We start from the raw sequence: 20,675 nt of genomic DNA, 5'->3' as shown, positions 1-20,675 counted from the left end.
CGCCGTTGGCCCCCTTCTGCTCTGTTCCGCCGCACGGGAGGACCCTCCCCGTCTTGACCTCGCCAGCAGTTCTGCCCGGTACCGCCGTGCGCGTGTTGCGCACGGCGCCGGGACGGCGTGCGCTGCACCTGGCGCTGCTGGTCGGCGGACTGCTCGCGCTCGGCCTGCTCTGCGGGCAGCGGGCGCAGGCGGCCGAGGGGGTGCCGCCGAATCCGTCGCCGGCACCGTCGTTGACGTCGACGGTGACCTCGGCCGTGACGTCGACGGTGAACTCGGCCGTGACCTCGACGGTGACCTCGGCCGTGACGTCGACGGTGAACTCGGCCGTGACCTCGGCCGTGACCTCGGCGGTGCCGCAGAAGCGCCCGGCGCAGGACGCGGTGACGCCGCATCGGGAGCTGGCGACGCCGCATCGGGAGCCGGTGGCGGCGCATCGGGAGCCGGTGGCGGCGCGAAAGCCCGTCGTCAAGGCCGTGCCGGTGGTGGACGGCGTCGGCGAAGCGGTCCGGTCCGTGACCGGCACGGCGAGCGACACCGTGACCGGGACCGTGTCCTCTCCCGTCACCTTTCCCGTCACCTCGGCCCTGACCGAATCGCTCACCGCATCGCTCACCGGGACACTCACCGAGACGATCACCAGGACACTCACCGAAACGGTGCGGCAGGTGACGGAGCTGCCGGTCGTGCCGGTGGTGCAGGTGCCGGAGCTTCCCGTCGTCTCCGACCCGCAGGCCGGGTCGGACCCGGCACCGGTGACACCGGCGCCGGGTCCCGCGCAGGCGCAGCCGCGGACACCGGTCACGCACGTCGCCGGGCACGAGAAGCCCGCTACGAAAGCCGCGTCGGCGACGGCGACGACCGCCGCGTCGTACGGCCCGCGGAACACCGCCGCCGTGACGTTCGCGTCCGGCAGGGCGCCGCACACCGACGGCCACCGCGCCGACCGCGTCGCCGGTGCTCCCGCCCACCCGGCGCCCGCCGGAGACCCGGACGGCGTACTGGGCAAGGCCGCGGTGGACGCCGCCCCCTCCCGGCAGGGTGACGCGCACGCCGTGACCTTCGTGGGCCGGGCGCCGCTCGGGCTCGCGCCCGGTACCGCCGCGCGTACCGAGGCGGCCGGGACCCGGGACAGGTACCGGGACATCCCCCTCTTCCCCGGCTAGGGACCGGCGGCCCTCCTCCCCGCCGCAGACCTGCCGCGCGGGGCGGAACAGGTCTGCCCGCCCGCCCGGACCCTCTCGGCGGTCCCCCTTCCGGACTCCGTGAGCACGCCTCGGTACCCCTGCCGACGCTCCGGGCGGCGATGTCCCCAGCCGCGCTTCCGGCCCCACCGGAGGCTCTCCCGGCTCCGTACGCGCGGGGAAGACGCGCCGGAGCCTCGAAGGACTGACACACGTATGAACGAGTACATCGGCCGTTCCATGGTCATAGCCGCCGGCCGGAGCTGGTCGGGGGCGTTCGGCGGGCCCGCGGCGGCCGGCGCCGAGGAGCCGCCCGCCGTGCCGGGCCGGGCGGCCCGGATCCGCGGTGCCGAGGCCATCCAGGGCGCCCGTGCGGCCCGCGCCGCGACGGCCACGGCCAGGGCGCAGGCCACGGCCCGAGCGCACGCCCAGGCCCTCCAGAACCGCGCCGAGGCCATGCTCGCGGACCACACGGCCCTCAGCCACTTCCCCGGCCGCCTCCGCTCGGCAGGCACCCCCGTGACCCCGGAGGCCGGCCGCCGGGCGTAGGCCTGCGCGACCGGCTCTCCGCGACTCCGTGGGCGGTTCGGTGCGGACGGCCGAACGCCGTCGGTCCGTCCGGCCGGAACCCCCACGGGCCGGGGCGGCCCTCCCCCTGGGACGGGGTGCGGCCGCCCGCCCCGAGGACCGGAAATCCTCGGGGGCTGAGGCCTCACCGGGCCAACCCCAGCCCGGTGAGGCCTCGCACATCGCACGCAAGACGGCACGCCGTGCCACGAAAACCCGGGATGCCCGGCATCATGTGACAGGTATCACCGCTCAGGTGTGACTCCCGATTTAGAGACCCCCAGCGAGCGGCGATAATCTGCGAGACGGACATGCCGCGCGCTCGGACACCGTGTGCGCACCCCTTGTGACACATTGCGGACGTCACGTTGCCCTTCGCGGCACGCCCACGCATCCAACGAACCGCGAGATCACTGATAGGGACGGAAGCGCGTGGACCTGTTCGAGTACCAGGCGAGGGACCTCTTCGCCAAGCACGATGTACCGGTGCTGGCCGGTGAAGTCATCGACACGCCTGAGGCGGCGCGCGCGATCACCGAGCGGCTGGGCGGCAAGTCCGTCGTCAAGGCGCAGGTGAAGGTCGGTGGCCGCGGCAAGGCCGGTGGCGTCAAGCTGGCCGCCTCCGCGGACGAGGCCGTCGCCCGGGCGACGGACATCCTCGGCATGGACATCAAGGGCCACACGGTCCACAAGGTGATGATCGCCGAGACCGCCCCGGAGATCCTCGAGGAGTACTACGTCTCCTTCCTCCTCGACCGTGCCAACCGCACCTTCCTCTCCATCGCCTCCGTCGAGGGCGGCATGGAGATCGAGGAGGTCGCGGCCACCCGCCCCGAGGCCGTCGCCAAGACGCCGATCGACGCGATCGACGGTGTGGACCTGGCCAAGGCCAAGGAGATCGTCGCCGCCGCGAAGTTCCCGGCCGAGGTCGCCGACAAGGTCGCCGACGTGCTGGTCACGCTGTGGGACACCTTCATCAAGGAGGACGCCCTCCTCGTCGAGGTGAACCCGCTGGCGAAGGTCGCCTCCGGTGACGTCATCGCCCTGGACGGCAAGGTGTCGCTGGACGACAACGCCGAGTTCCGCCACGCGGACTGGGCGGAGCTCCACGACAAGGCCGCGGCCAACCCGCTGGAGGCCGCCGCCAAGGAGAAGAACCTCAACTACGTCAAGCTCGACGGCGAGGTCGGCATCATCGGCAACGGCGCGGGTCTCGTCATGAGCACCCTGGACGTCGTCGCGTACGCCGGTGAGAACCACGGTGGCGTCAAGCCCGCCAACTTCCTCGACATCGGCGGCGGCGCCTCCGCCCAGGTCATGGCGAACGGCCTGGAGATCATCCTGGGCGACCCCGACGTCAAGTCGGTCTTCGTCAACGTCTTCGGTGGCATCACCGCCTGCGACGAGGTCGCCAACGGCATCGTGCAGGCCCTGAAGCTCCTGGAGGACCGCGGCGAGGACGTCTCCAAGCCGCTCGTCGTCCGCCTCGACGGCAACAACGCCGAGCTGGGCCGCAAGATCCTCACCGACGCCAACCACCCGCTGGTGCAGCGCGTCGACACCATGGACGGCGCCGCCGACAAGGCCGCCGAACTGGCCAACGCCGCCAAGTAAGCACTCAGGACGAGGACACAACACACCATGGCTATCTGGCTCAACAAGGACAGCAAGGTCATCGTCCAGGGCATGACCGGCGCCACGGGCATGAAGCACACCAAGCTCATGCTGGGCGACGGCACCAACGTCGTGGGCGGCGTCAACCCGCGCAAGGCGGGGCAGACCGTGGACTTCGACGGCACCGAGGTACCGGTATTCGGTACGGTCGCCGAGGCCATCGAGAAGACCGGCGCCAACGTCTCCGTCATCTTCGTGCCGGAGAAGTTCACCAAGGACGCGGTCGTCGAGGCCATCGACGCCGAGATCCCGCTGGCCGTCGTGATCACCGAGGGCATCGCCGTGCACGACTCGGCGTCGTTCTGGGCGTACGCCGGCAAGAAGGGCAACAAGACCCGGATCATCGGCCCGAACTGCCCCGGCATCATCTCCGTCGGCCAGTCCAACGTCGGCATCATCCCGGGCGACATCACCAAGCCGGGCCGCATCGGCCTGGTGTCGAAGTCCGGCACGCTGACGTACCAGATGATGTACGAGCTCCGTGACATCGGCTTCTCCACCGCCGTCGGCATCGGTGGCGACCCGATCATCGGCACCACGCACATCGACGCGCTCGCCGCGTTCGAGGCCGACCCCGAGACCGACCTGATCGTGATGATCGGTGAGATCGGTGGCGACGCCGAGGAGCGGGCCGCGGACTTCATCGCGAAGAACGTGACCAAGCCGGTCGTCGGTTACGTCGCGGGCTTCACCGCCCCCGAGGGCAAGACCATGGGCCACGCCGGCGCCATCGTCTCCGGTTCGTCGGGCACCGCCCAGGCGAAGAAGGAGGCCCTGGAGGCCGCGGGCGTCAAGGTCGGCAAGACCCCGACCGAGACGGCGAAGCTGGCCCGCGAGATCCTCGCCGGCTGAACAGCTGCGTGACCGAACGCCGGTAGGCCCGTCCCCGGGGTGGGGACGGGCCTACCGGCGTTCCACTCACCGGCGCTTGCCCGTAGCCAAGTAGCCCCGTAAGGGGCGCTGGGGGAGGAACTGCGCGACCAGCCCCCACCGGCCCGCAGCCGACGGACTACCGAGCCACCGGCACCACTCTCTCCGGACCGTTGTCGGCAAGCCTCTGCAGTTTCAGCCGGAGCGCCCGTTCCCCCGCCGACAACGGCCCCATCCCCACCTCCGCCGGCACCCCGCTGATCGCCTGCGCCGGACCGATCGGCGCCTCGTAGTGCGTCGGCGCCGTCCGCAGCGTGAGGGTCGTCGCCGCGACGATCGTCGCCGTGAAGGCGAGCGCGGACCGGGTCCAGAAACGGGTCCGCCGTTCGGCGTACGTCCGCACGGCGGGCGGCTGGGCCGCCCGCAACCGCTCCGTCGAGGCCAGTTCGGCCAGCCGCCGGTGCAGCGCGGCGGGATCGGCGAGTTCCGGCACCTGGCCGGCGACCAGCCGCCGCGCCCGGGTCAGCCGGCCGGCCGCAGCCGGCGTACTCGCCTCCGTCTCCGCCGCGGTCTCCGGCAGGTCGAGGCCGATGCCGTCGTACAGCAGCAGCGTGCGCCGGTACGTCGGCGGCAGCTTCAGCAGCGCCGCCAGGAGCGCGCGGTCGGCCGCGTCGGCCGGCGGCGCCTCGGGGTGGCGTTGGCGCAGCCGGAACCGGTGCCAGGGGGAGAGCGCACACTCGTGCGCCACCGCCCGCACCCAGCCGGCCGGGTCCCGGTCGCGGGCCACCTGCGGCCAGTTCTGCCAGGCCAGTTGGAAGGCCCGCTCGACGGCCTCCAGCGCCAGCTCCCGGCGGCCGGTGAGCAGGTAGGCCTGCCGTACCAGGGCCGGGGCGCAGAACGCGTACAGCGCGTCGAAGGCCTGAGCGGGCGTCAGAGCGGGGGACGGTCCGGCCTCGTGGGCATGGCCAGGGCTCTGCGTCATCGGGCGCACCTCCCTTCGAAAAAGCACATAAACATATATTGAGCGACACTTCGGCCATTCACCGGTTACGACGGGAAAGCGCGTGTCGTTGGGAGCATGGCGGTCGTGATTCGGATGACCGCCCGCCGACCGTCGTTGCCCTCCCGCCGGCGCTCGTCGCCGCCGCTGCTCAGCCGGGTGCGCGACCGTTCCCCGGGACTGGGCGCGAGCCTGGCGGCCGGGGCGCTCGCGGCCGGACTCGGACTCGGTTCCTTCGCCGTGCTGGCGATCGCGCTGTGGGTCAGCTCGCCGTACCCCGACAGCGGACCGGGCGGCGCACTGCACGTCGCGGCCGCGCTGTGGCTGCTCGCCCACGGTGTCGAACTGGTCCGTACCGACACGCTGTCCGGCGTGCCGGCGCCGGTCGGGGTGACGCCGCTGCTGCTGCTTCTGGTGCCGGCGCTGCTGCTGCACCGGGCGGCGCGGTACGCGGTGGACGCGCCGGACGGCGACGACCCCGACGCGCCGCCGCCGGTCCGCGCCCGTACGGCCTGGGCCGGCGTCGTCGCCGGCTACCTCGGCGTCGGCGGCTGCGCCGCCCTCTACGCGCCCGGTGGTGACCTGCGGCCCCAGTGGGCGTGGGTGGCGGTGGCTCCGCCCCTGCTCGCGGCGTGCGCGGCGGGCGCCGGGGTGTGGACGGCGTACGGCCGTCCGCGTGAACCGCTGCTGCGCCTGCTGCCGGTACTGCCGGTTGCGGTACGGCGGCGGCTGCTGGGGCGCGACACGCGGGTGCGGTGGGGTACGGCCCTGCGCGCGTCCCTGGCCGGGGCGGCCGTCTTCCTCGGCGGCGGGACGCTGCTGCTCGCGGTGTCGCTGGTGGGGCACGGGGACACCGCGCGGGCGTCGTTCCTGCAGCTGACGGAGGGCTGGACGGGCCGCTGCGCGGTGCTGTTCCTCTGCGTCTCGCTGATCCCGAACGCCGCGGTGTGGTCCGCGGCGTACGCCGTGGGTCCCGGCTTCGTGCTCGGCGCCGGGCACACCGTGAACCCGCTGGCCTCGGATCCGGCACCGCTGCTCCCGCCCTTCCCGCTGCTGGCGGCCGTGCCGCAGCACGGTCCCGGGACCTGGGTGCACTGGGTGGCCGGGGTGGTGCCGGTGGCGGCCGGGGTGACGGTGGCGTGGTTCGTGGCGGCGCGGGCGGTCCAGCGGCGCTGGTCGGCCGAGCGCACGGCCGGGGTGGCGGCACTGGCGGCGCTGCTGTGCGCGCTGCTGCTCGCGGCGCTGGCCGAGCTGGCGGGCGGCCCGCTGGGCGTCGCCGCGCTCGCCTCCTTCGGCCCGGTCTGGTGGCAGACGGGCGCGGCGACCGGCGGCTGGCTCCTGGCGGTCGGCCTGCCGGGAGCCCTGACGCTGCGCGCCTGGCGGCGGGAGGGCGCCGTCTCACTCGCCGCGTGGCTGGGCTTCGCCGGGCGGAAGCCGCGGGACGCGCAGGCCGCGGAGAAGCAGCGGACGCAGGGGAGCCCAGCACCGTCGGCACCGGCCCCGTCCGCGGCCCCGCCCTCGGCACCGGTCGCGGCCCCGGTCTTCGTGGCCGGACTACTGCCCGACCAGGCCGACGGTGGCGGCGACGCCTCCGAGCGGTACGAGGCGCTGCCGGCCGAGCCGCACGAGGTGCTGCCCATCGACCCGCTGCCCGGCCAGGTACGGTCCGTCGACCCGCCGTCCGGCCAGGTACCGTCCGTCGACCCGCTGCCCGGCCACGCGCCGCCCCTCGACGCACCGCCCGGCCAGGCAGCACCGCCCGTCGACCCGCTGCCCGGTCCCTGGGAGGACGAGGCGGCGCGCAAGGCCCGCTGGACGGCGCTGCGGAAGCTGTCCGAGCCGGCCGAGGACGAGACCACCGACGGCCCCTGACCCTCCCGGCACCGGCACCGACACCGACACCGACACCGTCGCCGCTCCCGCTCCCGGTCCCGTCAGCTGTTCCCGCTCCCCAGGACCCCGCGCAGCTCCTGCGGCAGCAGGTGGTCGCAGGACTGCTTGGCCTCGTTGGTGAGGGCGTCCGAGACGCAGGTGTAGTAGTCGCGGTAGACCATCTGGGCCGTGAAGTTGGCCGCCACCAGTGCCAGCGCCAGGGACGCCGTGACCAGGCCGCTGATCGCCGCCGTCGTCTGGGGGCGGCCGGTGGCGGCCTCGTCCGGGTCGCGGGGCTTGGCGCGGAGCGCGCTGATGCCCCAGTAGACGGCCAGGGCGCCGAGCAGCAGCGCCACGTACGGCCAGCTGAAGAGCGCGAAGAGGAAGGCCCACATGCCGCACAGCAGGGCGTACCGCGCCCGCCGCTGGGCCGGGTCGGTCGGGTCCCAGCGCATGCCGGGGCCGCCTGGACCGCCGGGGCCGTTCTGGCCGCCGCCGCCCGGTCCGCCGTCGGGACGCTGGCCGAAGCCGCCGGGCTGGCGGCCGGGCTGGCGGTCGCTCCACTGACTGCCCCACGGTGCTTCCCGGTCGTCGTCACCGGCCGGGCGGCGCGGCCGCCACGGGCTGTCCGGCGTGCCCTCCGGTGGCGGGGCGAAGGGGTTGTCATCCTTCGAGTCGTTCTTCGGGCCGTTCTTCGGGCCGTCCTTCCGGTCGCCCGTCGGCCGGTCCGAGGGCGCGTCCGGCGGCGAGGTCGGCCGCTCCCGCAGCAGCACGGCGAAACGCGTCCCTCCCTGTACCGACTGCGGGGGGAGCATGCGAAGTCCCAGGCTGCGGTCCGGCATCAAGTGAGCGTCTTCCCCTAGATCAAGATGAACAGATACAGAGCTGACGGATGGGCTGGATACGGATACGGCTGGACACGGCGGACGGCTGCGGGCGATGTGCGCATCGGCCGAAACGACCGCCTACCCGGTGAACGCGTCGTATCCCGGACGCGTTCCCGCCTCGGTACCTCCCAGACGCTACCTTCCGGCCACGCCCCCGTCCCGTGGGGGCCGCCCGGTGTGCCGGTATCGTTGCTGACGGTCGGCCGCTTCGTAGACTTCCCCGTATCCCGGGGCGCGAAGCACTCGTACGAATGTACAAAGCGGGTGCGGGGCCGGCCGCCGTACCGACGCTCCCCCGAGAAAGGGCCCCACCGTGGCCGCCAAGCCCGTGGCCAAGCGCCTCGTCGTGCTGGTCTCCGGATCCGGCACCAACCTCCAGGCGCTCCTCGACGCGATCGCCGAGCGCGGCGCCGAGGCCTACGGTGCCGAGGTCGTCGCCGTCGGTGCCGACCGTGCCGGCATCGAGGGGCTCGCGCGTGCCGAGCGGGCCGGGATCCCGACGTTCGTGACCAGGGTGAAGGACTTCGCGACCCGGGAGGAGTGGGACCGGGCGCTGGCCGCGGCCGTGGCCGCCCACGAACCCGACCTGGTCGTCTCCGCCGGGTTCATGAAGATCGTCGGCAAGGAGTTCCTGGCACGGTTCGGGGGGCGGACCGTCAACACGCACCCCGCCCTGCTGCCCAGTTTCCCCGGGGCCCACGGCGTACGGGACGCGCTCGCGTACGGCGCCAGGGTCACCGGCTGCACCGTCCACTTCGTCGACGACGGCGTCGACACCGGGCCGATCATCGCTCAGGGCGTGGTGGAGGTCCGGGACGAGGACGACGAGAGCGCTCTGCACGAGCGCATCAAGGACGTCGAGCGAAGGCTGCTCGTCGAGGTCGTGGGGCGGATCGCCCGCAACGGCTATCGCATTGAGGGACGAAAGGTAGTTATCCAGTGACCGCCGAGAGCACTGTCACGGCCGAGAGCGGCAAGCGGGCCATCCGTCGCGCGCTCGTCAGCGTCTACGACAAGACCGGGCTCGAAGAGCTCGCCCGCGGGCTGCACGAGGCCGGAGTCGCGCTCGTCTCCACCGGCTCGACCGCCGCCCGCATCGCCGCCGCCGGCGTCCCCGTCACCAAGGTCGAGGAGCTCACCGGCTTCCCCGAGTGCCTGGACGGCCGGGTCAAGACCCTGCACCCCAGGGTGCACGCCGGCATCCTCGCCGACCTGCGCCTGGAGGACCACCGGCGCCAGCTCGAAGAGCTCGGCATCGAGCCGTTCGACCTCGTGGTCAGCAACCTCTACCCGTTCCGCGAGACCGTCGCCTCCGGCGCCACCCCCGACGAGTGCGTCGAGCAGATCGACATCGGCGGTCCGTCGATGGTCCGCGCGGCCGCCAAGAACCACCCCTCGGTCGCGATCGTCACCAGCCCCGCCCGCTACGCCGACGTCCTCAGGGCCGTCGCCGAGGGCGGCTTCGACCTCGCCACCCGCAAGCGGCTCGCCGCCGAAGCCTTCCAGCACACGGCGTCGTACGACGTGGCGGTGGCCTCCTGGTTCGCCTCGGAGTACGCCCCGGTCGACGACTCGCGGTTCCCCGACTTCCTCGGTGCCACCTGGGAGCGCGAGAACACCCTGCGCTACGGCGAGAACCCGCACCAGCCCGCCGCTCTCTACGTCGACGCCGCCGGCGGCGGCCTCGCCCAGGCCGAGCAGCTGCACGGCAAGGAGATGTCGTACAACAACTACACGGACACGGACGCCGCGCGCCGTGCCGCGTACGACCACGAAGAGCCGTGCGTCGCGATCATCAAGCACGCCAACCCCTGCGGCATCGCCGTCGGTCCGGACGTCGCCGAGGCGCACCGCAAGGCGCACGCCTGCGACCCGCTGTCCGCGTTCGGCGGGGTCATCGCCGTCAACCGGCCGGTGAGCAAGGAGATGGCGGAGCAGGTCGCCGAGATCTTCACCGAGGTCATCGTCGCCCCCGACTACGAGGAGGGGGCCCTCGAAGCCCTCGCCAGGAAGAAGAACATCCGGGTGCTGAAGGCGCCGGGTGCCCCCGCCAACCCCGTCGAGATCAAGCCCATCGACGGCGGCGCCCTCCTCCAGGTCACCGACCGCCTCCAGGCCGACGGCGACGACCCGGCCGACTGGACCCTGGCCACCGGCGAGGCGCTGAGCCCCGAGGAGCTGCGGGAGCTCGCCTTCGCCTGGAAGGCCTGCCGGGCCGTGAAGTCCAACGCCATCCTGCTCGCCAAGGACGGCGCCTCGGTCGGCGTCGGCATGGGCCAGGTCAACCGCGTCGACTCCGCGAAGCTCGCCGTCGAGCGGGCGGGCGAGGAGCGGGCACGCGGCTCCTACGCCGCCTCCGACGCGTTCTTCCCGTTCCCCGACGGCCTGGAGATCCTCACCGCGGCCGGTGTCAGGGCCGTGGTGCAGCCGGGCGGTTCGGTCCGTGACGAACTCGTCGTGGAGGCCGCGAAGAAGGCGGGCGTGACGATGTACTTCACCGGGACCCGGCACTTCTTCCACTGAGCCGCCGCACAGGGACCGTGAACACCAGGGCCGTGGCCCCCTGCGCGGGGGACACGGCCCTTGGGGTGCCGGTGAACGCTCAGTTGCTGCGGATCACGATGGTGCCGCAGACCTTGTCGGCGAACGTCTGGCGCTTGGAGTCCCACGCCGGCCACAGCCAGCCCAGGTAGCAGGCGAGGCTGTCCAGGATGTGCGCGATACGGCGCACGAACGCCATGCCGACGCCGACCGGCTGGCCGGTGGCCTCCTTGACCAGGCGGATGCCCAGCGCCTTCTTGCCGATGGTCTGGCCGGTGCGGCCCTCCATGATCAGCTGCCAGATCGCGATGCCGAGGATCGCCAGACCGCCGATGATTCCCAGCACCGCGGCCTTGCTGCTGAAGAGCACCAGGATGTACGGCACCAGGAAGACCAGGCCGTCGACGATCGTGCCGCCGAAGCGCTGGCCCCAGTTCGCGTACGGCGGCGTGGCGCCGTAACCCTGCTGCGGGTAGCCGTAACCGCCCTGCTGCGGGTAGCCCGGCTGCTGGGGGTAGCCGTAGCCCTGCTGCGGCGGGACGCCCTGCGGGGCCTGCTGGTAGCCGGGCTGCTGCGGGTAGCCGTAGCCGGGCTGGCCCTGCTGCGGGTCCTGTGGCTGACCGTAGGGGTTGTTGGGCGCGCCGAAACTCATGACGGGTTTCCTCCGTTTGACCTGCGGGGACGACGCGGACAAGGACGGAGGTACGTCATGAACTGAGCGGTTTTGCCCCCCACCGGACCGCGGTACTGCGCCGTTCATCGTTAAGTACGGGCGAGTTGTTGTCCAGTCCGATTAGCGATGTGTTGTGCAAGTGCAACATCATTGATCATGACCGCACACCCGACTGGAACCGGGAGACCGGCATCCGCGAGGATGGAGCCATGACCGCCCAGATTCTCGATGGCAAGGCCACCGCAGCCGCGATCAAGTCCGATCTGACCGCCCGCGTGGCGGCGCTGAAGGAGAAGGGCGTCACGCCCGGCCTCGGCACGATCCTCGTCGGGGACGACCCCGGCAGCCAGAAGTACGTCGCCGGCAAGCACCGCGACTGCGCCCAGGTCGGCATCGCCTCCATCCAGCGCGAACTCCCGGCCACCGCGACCCAGGAGGAGATCGAGGCGGTCGTCCGCGAGCTCAACGACGACCCCGCCTGCACCGGCTACATCGTCCAGCTGCCGCTGCCCAGGGGCATCGACGAGAACCGCATCCTGGAGCTGATGGACCCGCACAAGGACGCGGACGGCCTGCACCCCATGAACCTCGGCCGGCTGGTGCTCGGCGAGCCTGCGCCGCTGCCCTGCACCCCCAACGGCGTGCTCACGCTGCTGCGCCGCTACGGCGTCGAGATCAAGGGCGCCGAGGTCGTGGTCGTCGGCCGCGGCGTGACCATCGGGCGCCCGATGCCGCTGCTGCTCACCCGGCGCAGCGAGAACGCGACGGTGACGCAGTGCCACACCGGTACGCGGGATCTCGCTTCGCACCTCAGGCGCGCGGACATCATCGTCGCCGCCGCCGGTTCCCCGCACCTGATCCGCCCCGAGGACGTCAAGCCGGGCGCCGCCGTCCTCGACGTCGGTGTCTCCCGCAACGCCGACGGCAAGATCGTCGGGGATGTGCACCCCGGGGTCGCCGAGGTCGCCGGGTGGATCTCGCCGAACCCCGGCGGGGTCGGGCCGATGACCCGCGCGCAGCTGCTCGTCAACGTGGTCGAGGCGGCGGAGCGCAGTGTCGGCTGACCGCGGGCACGAGCAGGGTGCGGGGCGCCGGGCGACGCGGCGCTTCCCGCTGTTCACCCGGGACACGGCGCGCCCCGAAGGGGGCGGCAGGGCCGCGTCGGGGGATCTGCCGGCGCCGGCCCGGCAGTGGCCGATGCTGGTGGTCCTTGCGACCGTCGCGATCGGGCTGCTGCTGACCTCGCTGGACCAGTTCCGGGTCGGTGCGCTGCTGATCGGGGCGGCGCTGCTGGCCGGGGCGGTGATGCGGTGGATACTGCCGAGCGTGGGGATGCTGGCGGTCCGGTCGCGGTTCACGGACATCGCCACGTACGGGGTGCTGGGGCTGGCGATCGTGCTGCTGGCGTTGATGGCGCAGCCGAAGCCGTGGCTGGTGATCCCTTATCTGAAGGACACGCTGCATTTCACGATGAAGAGCTAGGGAATTCACCGGCGGGTGCGGGTGCGGGTGCCTGTGCCTGTGCGTGGGGGCTGGCCGCGCAGTCCCCCCCGCCCCGGCCGAAAGGCGGCCCGTCCTCTCCCCCGAGCAGGACGGGCCGCCGTCGGGAATCAGCCTTCCCAGCGCGCGGCGGCTGTTCAACGGCTGTCCGCCGGCTGTGGCAGAGAGGTGACAGTTCCGCTACGGGGCGCCCGTACTGCCACTGCCTGCGGGAACCGGCGGGCCGCCCGCCGTCGTCACCCGCTCTGAACTGGTGACGAACCGGCGACGAACCGGCGACGAGGCAGGCCGTGGAGGTGCGTGATGGGCGGCTGGCAGCCGCTGCCGGAGGGGCTCCCGCCGGAGGTGCGGCACTTCGTGGAGCAGTTGCGGCTCCTCAAGGACGACACCGGCCTCAGCCTGGTCGCGCTGGGTGCCCGTACCGCGTACAGCAAGTCGTCGTGGCAGCGCTATCTCAACGGCGTGCAGCCGCCGCCCCGGCAGGCCGTCGTCGCGCTGTGCCGGGTCGCGGGCCTCGCCGACTCGGACGCCGAACGGCACGCCGTGCGATGGGAACTGGCCGTCGAGGCCTGGCCGCGCCCGGCGGCCGCGCCGGACCCGGACCGCCCGCCGGGCGCGGCGGAGACGGAGGGGTACGAGGACGACCCGACCCTCCCGTGGTGGGACCGGCCGGAACCGGAACCGGCGCCCCGCCCGCACGGCCGCCTGCTGCTGTACGCGGTCCTGCTGCTGCTCGTCCTGCTCCTCGTGGCGGTCGTCGGTGCCGTGGCTCTCGGGTGAGGTGTGCCCCCTGTGACCTGCGAGGTCACGGCCGGATGACCGGTGTGTCGATGTGTTGACAAGTTCGCGGACAAGTAACGGAGCCGACCCACAACCGGGCTAACGTGTCCAATCGGGACGAGCCGGGGGCCCGTTGGACCTAGGGCGGCAGGCGTGCGACGGTGCGTTCCGGACGGGTCGGTGCTCCAGTGCGCCCCCTGCCCGGGGACTGTTCTCCGGGGCCGCCGCATCTCGCTGGGTAGGCCAGACGGGGACCGGCGCGGGGGCACCGCGCGAGGGGAAGCGCGGGGGAAGACACGGCACCGAACCGGGGGAAGAGGACCGGGGGAAGAGGGGGAAGCTATGCCTCGTTGGAAAGCCCTGCCGGATGAACTCGATCCGCAGGTCAAGGAGTTCGCGACCCAGCTGCGGCGCCTCGTGGACCGCAGCGGCCTGAGCGTCGCGGCGCTGTCCGACCGCACCGGCTACGCCAGGACGTCCTGGGAGCGCTATCTCAGCGGCCGTCTGCTGGCACCGAAGGGCGCGGTCGTCGCGCTCGCCGAGGTCACCGAGACCGATCCCGTCCACCTCACGACCATGTGGGAGCTGGCCGAACGCGCCTGGAGCCGTTCGGAGATGCGCCACGACATGACCATGGAGGCGATCCGGATCTCCCAGGCGCGGGCGGCGCTGGGGGAGTTCGGGGCGCCGCCCGCCACCTCGCCCTCCGGCGCCGGAGAAGGCAAGGCGCCGCGCCGGGCGGGCAGCGCGGTGGCGATGCCGGGGATCGCCGGACCGGCGGGTGTCTCGCCCACCATCCCGCCCCAGCCGACCGCACCCGACGCGAACCGCCGGGAGGGGGCGGGGGGTTCCCGCGGTCCGGCGACGCCTCAGGCCCCGCCCGGCGGCGGCAGGCGGCGGCTGACGATGTTCCTCGCCGGGGCCGTCGGCGTGGTCGTGGTCATCGCCGCGGTCCTCTTCCTCACCGGGGGCGACGGCGGCGGGAGGAAGAACCAGGGCAACGCCGCCTCGGCCACCCCCTCCACCGCTACCGGCAGCGACCTCCCGGCCGGGGTGAAGTGCGCGGGCGCCGGCTGCACCGGCAAGGACGCGGAGGCCATGGGGTGCAGTGGCGACCTCGTGACCACCGCGAAGACCGTCACCGTCGGCGCGACCACCCTGGAGGTCCGCTACAGCCGGACCTGCGGCGCCGCCTGGGGCCGGATCACGGGGGCCGCCCAGGGCGACTCGGTCCGGGTCACGGCCGGCACCACCACGGAACGCGGCGACATCACGGCCGCCGGCGACACGATCGCGTACACGCCGATGGTGGCGGTGCCGGACGCGGCGCGGGCGAAGGCCTGCGCCACGCTGGCGTCGGGCCGGCAGGGGTGCACGACGTAGACCTCGAACAGCCCGTCCGGCGTTCGAGGACGAGGCCGAAGACCGACGACGGGGCCCGGGGCGGCAGCCCCCGGACCTCGCGGCAACGCCGGCCGGCGAAGAAATCTGCGGCACACAGGAATGCCCGCCTCCGTACTGGGCACGCGACACGTATCCCCCCACGGGAGTCCGGAATCCGGTACCCCCGAGTGGCGGCCGTCCTGTCTCACCTCTCCCGGGCAGGCGGCCGCCTCTTTTGTGGGGTGAGCCACACGGACCCCTCGCCCTCCGGCATCCTTGATGCGCGATAGCCTGACCGGTGGATCTCTTGATACCAAGAGATCGATCATTTGTACGTCCGCACCCCAGGGCACCCAGGGCAAGGACGCCCACCGCCAGCTGTCATACGGAGAACGCCATGACCCGCACTCCCGTGAACGTCACCGTCACCGGCGCGGCCGGCCAGATCGGTTACGCCCTGCTCTTCCGCATCGCCTCCGGCCAGCTGCTCGGCGCGGACGTGCCGGTCCGGCTCCGCCTCCTGGAGATCACCCCCGCGCTCAAGGCCGCCGAGGGCACCGCCATGGAGCTCGACGACTGCGCCTTCCCGCTCCTTCAGGGCATCGACATCTCCGACGACCCGAACGTCGCCTTCGACGGCGCCAACGTCGCCCTCCTGGTCGGCGCCCGCCCCCGCACCAAGGGCATGGAGCGCGGTGACCTGCTGGAGGCCAACGGCGGCATCTTCAAGCCGCAGGGCAAGGCCATCAACGACCACGCCGCGGACGACATCAAGGTCCTGGTCGTCGGCAACCCGGCCAACACCAACGCGCTGATCGCGCAGGCCGCCGCCCCGGACGTACCGGCCGAGCGCTTCACCGCGATGACCCGCCTCGACCACAACCGCGCGCTGACCCAGCTCGCGAAGAAGACGGGCTCCACGGTCGCCGACATCAAGCGCCTGACCATCTGGGGCAACCACTCCGCCACCCAGTACCCCGACATCTTCCACGCCACCGTCGCCGGCAAGAACGCCGCGGAGGTCGTCAGCGACGAGAAGTGGCTGGCCGAGGAGTTCATCCCGACCGTCGCCAAGCGCGGCGCGGCCATCATCGAGGCCCGCGGCGCGTCCTCCGCGGCCTCCGCCGCCAACGCCGCGATCGACCACGTCCACACCTGGGTCAACGGCACCGCCGACGGCGACTGGACCTCCATGGGCATCCCGTCGGACGGCTCCTACGGCGTCCCGGAGGGCCTCATCTCCTCCTTCCCGGTCACCACCAAGGACGGCCGGTACGAGATCGTCCAGGGCCTGGAGATCAGCGACTTCTCCCGCGCCCGCATCGACGCCTCGGTGCAGGAGCTGGCGGAGGAGCGCGACGCGGTCCGCGCCCTCGGCCTCATCTGAGCCTCCCGCACCCCGACGGGCCCCGCTCCGGATTCCTCCGGAGCGGGGCCCGTCCGCGTGCGGTGAGCGGGTTACTCCATCCCCCGCTTCCCCGGCGTCCAGAACGGCTTGGTGAGCACCGCACGCCGGTCCCAGCCGGCCTCCTGGACGAGCACCCTGCGCACCGCCTGCACGGCCCGCGCCTCCCCGGCGACGTAGGCCACCCCGCCGGGTCCGGGAGCGAGCCGCCGTACCGCCTCCGGCAGCGAGGTCTCGGTGCGCAGCACCCAGTCGAGGCGCTCCGCGTGGGTGAGGGGCAGCCGGTCGGCGGCCGTCTCCGTCTCGACGCAGCCGGAGATCCGGGCCTCCTCGGGCAGCGCCGCGAGCATCGCGCCGAAGGCGACCGCGGCGGTCTCGTCGCCGACGAAGACGTGGTGGGCGGCGTCGGGGCGCAGCGTGAAGGTGCCCTCCGGCCTGCGCAGCCGCACCTGCTCGCCCTTCTGGGCGGTCCGGCCCCACCGGGCGCCCGGCCCGCCCTCGGAGTGGTCGAGGACGCACAACTCGACGACGCCGGACGGGTCGTAGTGCCAGACCGAGTACGTCCGCAGGGTCAGGCCGGCGACCAGGACCCGGACCTGCTGGCCGGGCCGGACGTCGAGGCCGGCGAGCTGCTCCCCGTCGATGCGCAGCCGGCGCATCCGGGCGGTGATCTGCTCGGCCTCGGTGACGGTGCCGCGCAGGGTCAGCAGGTCGAGGACGGGATTCAGGAGGGCGGGCATCGGGGGCTCCTCAACGGGCCGGGGTGCGGGGGGAGTTGCTCAGGCACCGGTCGAACGCGATAGTACGCGTTCCGGATCGGACGCGATAGTGCGTGTCGGGGTGCGACCGCCGTGACCCGCCACCACCAGCGCCGTCGCCGCGAGCACCAGCAGGGCGACCGTGCGCAGCGCCGGGCCCATCCCGGAGGCGAGGTCGCCGTGCCCGGACAGGATCGTGCCGGTGACCGCGACCCCGAGGGCCGCGCCGGTCTCCCGGGCCGTGGTGCCGAGGCCCGAACCGAGGCCCGCCTGGTGCGGCGGGAGCGAGTCGACCACACCGAGGGTGAGGGCGGGCATCGAGAGCCCGGTGCCGGCCGAGATGACCAGCAGCCAGCAGGCGTACGCCCAGTACGGCGTGGCCGCGTCGACGGTGGACGCGCCGAGCAGACCCAGGCCGATCAGGGCGAGTCCGGCACCCACGACCGCACGCGGGTGGCCCGACCAGCGGGCGGCGAGCCTCGGGACCAGGGCCATGCCGATCGTCAGCGGCATGATCGCGACACCGGTCACGGCCGCGCCGTAGCCCTTGACGCCCTGCAGGTACTGCGAGTTGACGAAGAAGAGGGAGAAGAGGCCGAAGAAGCCGGCCGCCGTGCCGAGGGACGCCGAGCGCAGCCGGGCGGAGGCGAAGACCCGGGGGTCGAAGAGGGGGCGCGGCGAGCGCAGGGCGTGCGCGGTGAAGAGGGCGGTCAGGAGGGCACCGGCCGCGAAGGAGCCGAGGATGGGCGCCGACGTCCAGCCGTACGTGGTGCCCTCGATGATGCCGAACAGCACCGCCACCAGGCCCGCCGTGAGGAGCACGGTGCCGAGCGGGTCGGGGTTGCTGTGCGCGGAGCGGCCGGTGCGCGGGGTGATGACGGCGACGGCCAGGGCGAGCAGGGCCGCCAGCGGGACCATGACGGCGAACAGGGCCCGCCAGGAGAGGAACTGGCCGACCAGGCCGCCGCCCAGGTTGCCGGCCGCGCCGCCCAGGCCGAGGGCCAGGGTCCAGGAGGCGAGGGCGCGGGCCCGCCGTTCGGGGGCGGAGAGGTGGACCAGGATCGACAGGGTGGCCGGGGTGATCAGGGCGGCTCCGGCGCCGGACAGGCCGCGGCCCGCTATCAGCACGGCGGGATCCGGGGCGAGCGCGCTGGTGGCCGCGCCCGCCGCGAACAGGGCGAGGCCCGCGAGCAGGGCGCCCTTGCGGCCGTGCCGGTCGCCGAGCGCGCCGGCCGGGATGAGCAGGCCGGCGAAGGCGATGACGTAGGCGTCGACGGTCCACAGGATCTCGCTGTGCGAGGGGTGCAGGGACGACGCGGCCAGTTCGGGGATGAGCAGGTTGATGGCGGCGACCATGCTCTGCGCGACCAGTACGCAGGCGCACAGGACGAGCAGGACGGGGCGTTTCAGGGCGTGCGGGGGCACGGCTTCTCCCGGGGAGCTGGTGGGTGTGGTGTGGGCTGCCCTGTCACCGTAGGCTCGGCACTGACCTGCTTTCCAGTGCAACCTTTGCAAGGGACGACTGCGTATGACGCAATCCGCCGCATCCCCCGCGGGCCTCGACCTGAACCTGCTGGTCGCGCTGGACGTGCTCCTGGAGGAGGGGAGCGTGCAGGGGGCCGCGCGGCGGCTGCACCTGTCCGAGCCGGCCATGAGCCGTACCCTCGGCCGGATCCGCCGGGCGCTCGGCGACCCCGTGCTGGTGCGCGCCGGGCGCCGGATGGTGCCGACCCCGCACGCACTGGCCGTGCGCGCCGAGGTGAGCGCGGTGGTGGAGCGGGCGCGGGCGCTGTTCGCGCCGGGCCGGGACGCCGATCTGCGTACCGTCTCCCGGACGTTCACGATCGTCGGTTCCGACACGATCGCCGGCACCCACGCCGCCGTCCTCTTCGCCAGGGCCGCCGCGGAGGCGCCCGGCATCCGCATCCGCTTCCTCGCCGAGGCCCATGTGGACCTGCCGTACCTGCGGCAGGGCACGGCCGACCTGGAGGTCGGGGCGATCGACACCACCGCGCCCGAGGTGCGGGTGGAGCAGCTCCACGAGGACCGCATGCTCGGCGTCGTACGGTCCGGGCACCCGCTGCTGGCCGGCGAGCTGACCCCCGAGCGGTACGCGACCGCGGCCGGTCACCTGAACGTCTCGCGGCGCGGCAAGCTGCACGGCCCGGTCGACGCCGCGCTGGCCGGACTCGGCCTGGAACGCCGGGTGGTGGGTACCGTCGGCACCTTCCCGGCCTCCCTCTTCGTGCTGCGCGACTCCGACCTGATCGGCCTGATCACCTCCTGGGGCGTCCCGCTGGCCACCGCCCTGGGCCTCACCACCTTCGAGGTCCCGCTGCCGCTGCCGCCGATCCCCATCGGCCTGGCCTGGCACCCGCGCCACGACGCCGACCCGGCACACGCCTGGCTGCGGGGCTGCGTACGCGAGCTGATGGCCGGGGCCTCCGGGGCCGCCGCCGGTGCCGCGCCGTAGCCGCTCATTTAAATTCAGTATTGACGGAGTGCGGCATCCGGCGCATTCGCCATTTCTTCGAATGTGCGGGCGGTGGGAATTATATAACTTCTCTTCCGGGTGACTGAATTCCCCCGAACGCTCCAGATCCCGCCCGGCGTGACGGTCGTTAAGGTGACCGTGACGCGATTGGACTGGTGCGCAGCCGAAGATCATCCGACAACCGTGCTCCGCTGGCCCGGTGGTATGGATATCACCTCATGCTCGGACCTGCTCGATGATTTCCTGAAGAGAATCAACTCGATGGAAAATGAATATCGGCGGACGCTGGCGGATCTGTACGGGGCCTTCTGAGGCAGGGTGCGGAGGTAATCGATGGACGGGATTCAGCACGACTCGGGGCCGGGTCTCTACGACCACCCCGGCTTCTACGACCACCCCGGTCTCTACGACCATGCCTGGGGTGCCCCGGAGCCGGACGTCGCGGCGAACGACTGGGACCCGGTCGAGGAGCTGGCGCAGATACTGTCCGCACCGAGCGCGGCCACGGCCCCCACCCTGCTGGACGTGCCGGCCCAGCGCCGGGGCAGCCGCCGGCGGGTCCGGCACCGGGTCCGCCACGACTCCCACCTGCTCGACGGCGGCCGGAGCGTCACGCACATCACGCTCCTGATCGCGACGGTCTCGCTGTGCGCGGTGTCCATGCTGGCCTGGTCCCTCTGCTACTCCTACGCCCAGCTGCGCGGCATCGCCTCCTCGGTGCTCCCCGGCGGGCTGGCGCGGTACTGGCCGCTGACGGTCTACGGCCCGTGGTTCGTGGCGGCGCTGTCCGTCCTGCGGGCCACCGCGCAGCGCCGCAGCGCGCGCCGGTCCTGGTGCGTCGTGCTGGCCGCCTCCGTCGTGGCCGTGGCCCTGTGCGTCAGCCACTCCTCCCACGCGCTGCTGTCCTTAGTCATCTTCGGGATTCCGCCCGTCACCGCCCTGGTCTGCTTCTGGGAGCTCGTCGGCCAGATCTCGACCAAGAGCGGCCCCCGGCACGCCACGCCCGCCGGATCGGCGGGCACCACCACGCCCTGAACCCGAACCGCCCCCCGGGAGCCTTCGCGCCCCTCGGGGGTTTGTTCGTTTATGT

Annotated in this window: 20 protein-coding genes; 15 read left to right on the top strand and 5 right to left on the bottom strand. The window is 72.9% G+C overall.

What is annotated here, in order from left to right; all coding sequences use genetic code 11:
• Positions 1-53 precede the first annotated feature (53 nt).
• The 4 genes from ACIQVL_RS13615 to sucD all read left to right on the top strand — a co-directional run bounded on the left by ACIQVL_RS13615 (position 54) and on the right by sucD (position 4,274).
• On the top strand, positions 54-1,163 hold the full coding sequence (locus ACIQVL_RS13615; RefSeq protein WP_403475379.1) for a hypothetical protein: 1,110 nt from the start codon (positions 54-56) through the stop codon (positions 1,161-1,163).
• Positions 1,164-1,397: 234 nt separating this feature from the next.
• Positions 1,398-1,730 (top strand): hypothetical protein, encoded by a 333-nt coding sequence (locus ACIQVL_RS13610; protein ID WP_403475378.1) that lies wholly within the window; start codon positions 1,398-1,400, stop codon positions 1,728-1,730.
• Between the two features lie 450 nt (positions 1,731-2,180).
• Positions 2,181-3,362: an ADP-forming succinate--CoA ligase subunit beta gene (gene sucC, locus ACIQVL_RS13605; protein ID WP_384029492.1), complete on the top strand. Its 1,182-nt coding sequence runs from the start codon at positions 2,181-2,183 to the stop codon at positions 3,360-3,362.
• Positions 3,363-3,389: 27 nt separating this feature from the next.
• The gene (sucD, locus tag ACIQVL_RS13600) at positions 3,390-4,274 is read left to right on the top strand and encodes a succinate--CoA ligase subunit alpha (RefSeq protein ID WP_362592047.1); all 885 of its coding nucleotides are present in this window, start codon (positions 3,390-3,392) and stop codon (positions 4,272-4,274) included.
• Between the two features lie 157 nt (positions 4,275-4,431).
• Here sucD and ACIQVL_RS13595 read toward each other — a convergent pair whose 3' ends face one another.
• Positions 4,432-5,274: an RNA polymerase sigma factor gene (locus tag ACIQVL_RS13595; protein ID WP_403475377.1), complete on the bottom strand. Its 843-nt coding sequence runs from the start codon at positions 5,272-5,274 to the stop codon at positions 4,432-4,434.
• Between the two features lie 96 nt (positions 5,275-5,370).
• On the opposite strand from ACIQVL_RS13595, the gene ACIQVL_RS13590 reads away from it, so the two are divergent.
• Positions 5,371-7,164, top strand: a complete 1,794-nt coding sequence (locus ACIQVL_RS13590) for a DUF6350 family protein (protein ID WP_403475376.1) — start codon at positions 5,371-5,373, stop codon at positions 7,162-7,164.
• A 62-nt stretch (positions 7,165-7,226) separates the two neighbouring features.
• On the opposite strand, the gene ACIQVL_RS13585 is transcribed toward ACIQVL_RS13590, so the two are convergent.
• Positions 7,227-8,006 carry a hypothetical protein gene (locus ACIQVL_RS13585; protein ID WP_403475375.1) on the bottom strand — a complete coding sequence of 260 codons (780 nt, stop codon included), beginning with the start codon at positions 8,004-8,006 and terminating at the stop codon, positions 7,227-7,229.
• 358 nt (positions 8,007-8,364) lie between these two features.
• Here ACIQVL_RS13585 and purN point away from each other — a divergent pair, with 358 nt between their 5' ends.
• Together purN and purH are read left to right on the top strand one after the other, a co-directional pair.
• Positions 8,365-8,994, top strand: a complete 630-nt coding sequence (purN, locus tag ACIQVL_RS13580; protein ID WP_403475374.1) for a phosphoribosylglycinamide formyltransferase — start codon at positions 8,365-8,367, stop codon at positions 8,992-8,994.
• Positions 8,991-10,574 carry a bifunctional phosphoribosylaminoimidazolecarboxamide formyltransferase/IMP cyclohydrolase gene (gene purH, locus ACIQVL_RS13575; protein ID WP_403438394.1) on the top strand — a complete coding sequence of 528 codons (1,584 nt, stop codon included), beginning with the start codon at positions 8,991-8,993 and terminating at the stop codon, positions 10,572-10,574. Before purN ends, purH begins: the two co-directional genes overlap by 4 nt.
• A gap of 79 nt (positions 10,575-10,653) precedes the next feature.
• Here purH and ACIQVL_RS13570 read toward each other — a convergent pair whose 3' ends face one another.
• Positions 10,654-11,244, bottom strand: coding sequence for an RDD family protein (locus tag ACIQVL_RS13570; RefSeq protein ID WP_403475373.1), 591 nt, complete (start codon positions 11,242-11,244; stop codon positions 10,654-10,656).
• Between the two features lie 230 nt (positions 11,245-11,474).
• Between ACIQVL_RS13570 and ACIQVL_RS13565 the strand changes: the two genes are divergently transcribed.
• The 5 genes from ACIQVL_RS13565 to ACIQVL_RS13545 all read left to right on the top strand — a co-directional run bounded on the left by ACIQVL_RS13565 (position 11,475) and on the right by ACIQVL_RS13545 (position 16,315).
• The gene (locus tag ACIQVL_RS13565; protein ID WP_403438389.1) at positions 11,475-12,329 is read left to right on the top strand and encodes a bifunctional methylenetetrahydrofolate dehydrogenase/methenyltetrahydrofolate cyclohydrolase; all 855 of its coding nucleotides are present in this window, start codon (positions 11,475-11,477) and stop codon (positions 12,327-12,329) included.
• A complete protein-coding gene (locus ACIQVL_RS13560; RefSeq protein WP_403438386.1) occupies positions 12,319-12,747 on the top strand; it encodes a DUF3017 domain-containing protein in 429 nt (142 codons plus the stop codon). Before ACIQVL_RS13565 ends, ACIQVL_RS13560 begins: the two co-directional genes overlap by 11 nt.
• A 321-nt stretch (positions 12,748-13,068) precedes the next feature.
• Positions 13,069-13,545: a helix-turn-helix domain-containing protein gene (locus ACIQVL_RS13555; protein WP_403438383.1), complete on the top strand. Its 477-nt coding sequence runs from the start codon at positions 13,069-13,071 to the stop codon at positions 13,543-13,545.
• 342 nt (positions 13,546-13,887) lie between these two features.
• A complete protein-coding gene (locus tag ACIQVL_RS13550) occupies positions 13,888-14,928 on the top strand; it encodes a DUF2690 domain-containing protein (protein WP_403438380.1) in 1,041 nt (346 codons plus the stop codon).
• 397 nt (positions 14,929-15,325) lie between these two features.
• Positions 15,326-16,315, top strand: a complete 990-nt coding sequence (locus ACIQVL_RS13545; protein WP_403438377.1) for a malate dehydrogenase — start codon at positions 15,326-15,328, stop codon at positions 16,313-16,315.
• Between the two features lie 71 nt (positions 16,316-16,386).
• Here the strand turns inward: ACIQVL_RS13545 and ACIQVL_RS13540 are convergent, their stop codons facing one another.
• Positions 16,387-17,073 carry a siderophore-interacting protein gene (locus tag ACIQVL_RS13540; RefSeq protein WP_403438374.1) on the bottom strand — a complete coding sequence of 229 codons (687 nt, stop codon included), beginning with the start codon at positions 17,071-17,073 and terminating at the stop codon, positions 16,387-16,389.
• Between the two features lie 39 nt (positions 17,074-17,112).
• Entirely contained in the window at positions 17,113-18,516 is a 1,404-nt protein-coding gene (locus tag ACIQVL_RS13535) for an MFS transporter (RefSeq protein WP_403438373.1), read from the bottom strand.
• 103 nt (positions 18,517-18,619) lie between these two features.
• Between ACIQVL_RS13535 and ACIQVL_RS13530 the strand changes: the two genes are divergently transcribed.
• From ACIQVL_RS13530 to ACIQVL_RS13520, 3 genes are all read left to right on the top strand, one after another.
• Positions 18,620-19,564: a LysR family transcriptional regulator gene (locus tag ACIQVL_RS13530; protein WP_403475372.1), complete on the top strand. Its 945-nt coding sequence runs from the start codon at positions 18,620-18,622 to the stop codon at positions 19,562-19,564.
• Positions 19,565-19,663: 99 nt separating this feature from the next.
• A complete protein-coding gene (locus ACIQVL_RS13525) occupies positions 19,664-19,897 on the top strand; it encodes a hypothetical protein (RefSeq protein ID WP_403438368.1) in 234 nt (77 codons plus the stop codon).
• A gap of 21 nt (positions 19,898-19,918) precedes the next feature.
• Positions 19,919-20,620 carry a DUF2637 domain-containing protein gene (locus ACIQVL_RS13520; RefSeq protein WP_403475371.1) on the top strand — a complete coding sequence of 234 codons (702 nt, stop codon included), beginning with the start codon at positions 19,919-19,921 and terminating at the stop codon, positions 20,618-20,620.
• Positions 20,621-20,675 lie beyond the last annotated feature (55 nt).

The sequence above is a fragment of the Streptomyces sp. NPDC090499 genome (assembly GCF_044769305.1).
Taxonomy (GTDB): Bacteria; Actinomycetota; Actinomycetes; order Streptomycetales; family Streptomycetaceae; genus Streptomyces.
Note: the sequence above shows the minus strand (reverse complement) of the source record. Positions and strands in the feature narration are given on the sequence as shown.

Bases quoted from the DNA above. Each gene is read 5' to 3' on its own strand.
- ACIQVL_RS13610 (WP_403475378.1), top strand. From the start codon at position 1,398: ATGAACGAGTACATCGGCCGTTCCATGGTCATAGCCGCCGGCCGGAGC.
- sucD (WP_362592047.1), top strand. From the start codon at position 3,390: ATGGCTATCTGGCTCAACAAGGACAGCAAGGTCATCGTCCAGGGCATG.
- ACIQVL_RS13595 (WP_403475377.1), bottom strand. From the start codon at position 5,274: ATGACGCAGAGCCCTGGCCATGCCCACGAGGCCGGACCGTCCCCCGCT.
- ACIQVL_RS13590 (WP_403475376.1), top strand. From the start codon at position 5,371: ATGGCGGTCGTGATTCGGATGACCGCCCGCCGACCGTCGTTGCCCTCC.
- ACIQVL_RS13585 (WP_403475375.1), bottom strand. From the start codon at position 8,006: ATGCCGGACCGCAGCCTGGGACTTCGCATGCTCCCCCCGCAGTCGGTA.
- ACIQVL_RS13570 (WP_403475373.1), bottom strand. From the start codon at position 11,244: ATGAGTTTCGGCGCGCCCAACAACCCCTACGGTCAGCCACAGGACCCG.
- ACIQVL_RS13565 (WP_403438389.1), top strand. From the start codon at position 11,475: ATGACCGCCCAGATTCTCGATGGCAAGGCCACCGCAGCCGCGATCAAG.
- ACIQVL_RS13555 (WP_403438383.1), top strand. From the start codon at position 13,069: ATGGGCGGCTGGCAGCCGCTGCCGGAGGGGCTCCCGCCGGAGGTGCGG.
- ACIQVL_RS13550 (WP_403438380.1), top strand. From the start codon at position 13,888: ATGCCTCGTTGGAAAGCCCTGCCGGATGAACTCGATCCGCAGGTCAAG.
- ACIQVL_RS13545 (WP_403438377.1), top strand. From the start codon at position 15,326: ATGACCCGCACTCCCGTGAACGTCACCGTCACCGGCGCGGCCGGCCAG.
- ACIQVL_RS13540 (WP_403438374.1), bottom strand. From the start codon at position 17,073: ATGCCCGCCCTCCTGAATCCCGTCCTCGACCTGCTGACCCTGCGCGGC.
- ACIQVL_RS13530 (WP_403475372.1), top strand. From the start codon at position 18,620: ATGACGCAATCCGCCGCATCCCCCGCGGGCCTCGACCTGAACCTGCTG.
- ACIQVL_RS13520 (WP_403475371.1), top strand. From the start codon at position 19,919: ATGGACGGGATTCAGCACGACTCGGGGCCGGGTCTCTACGACCACCCC.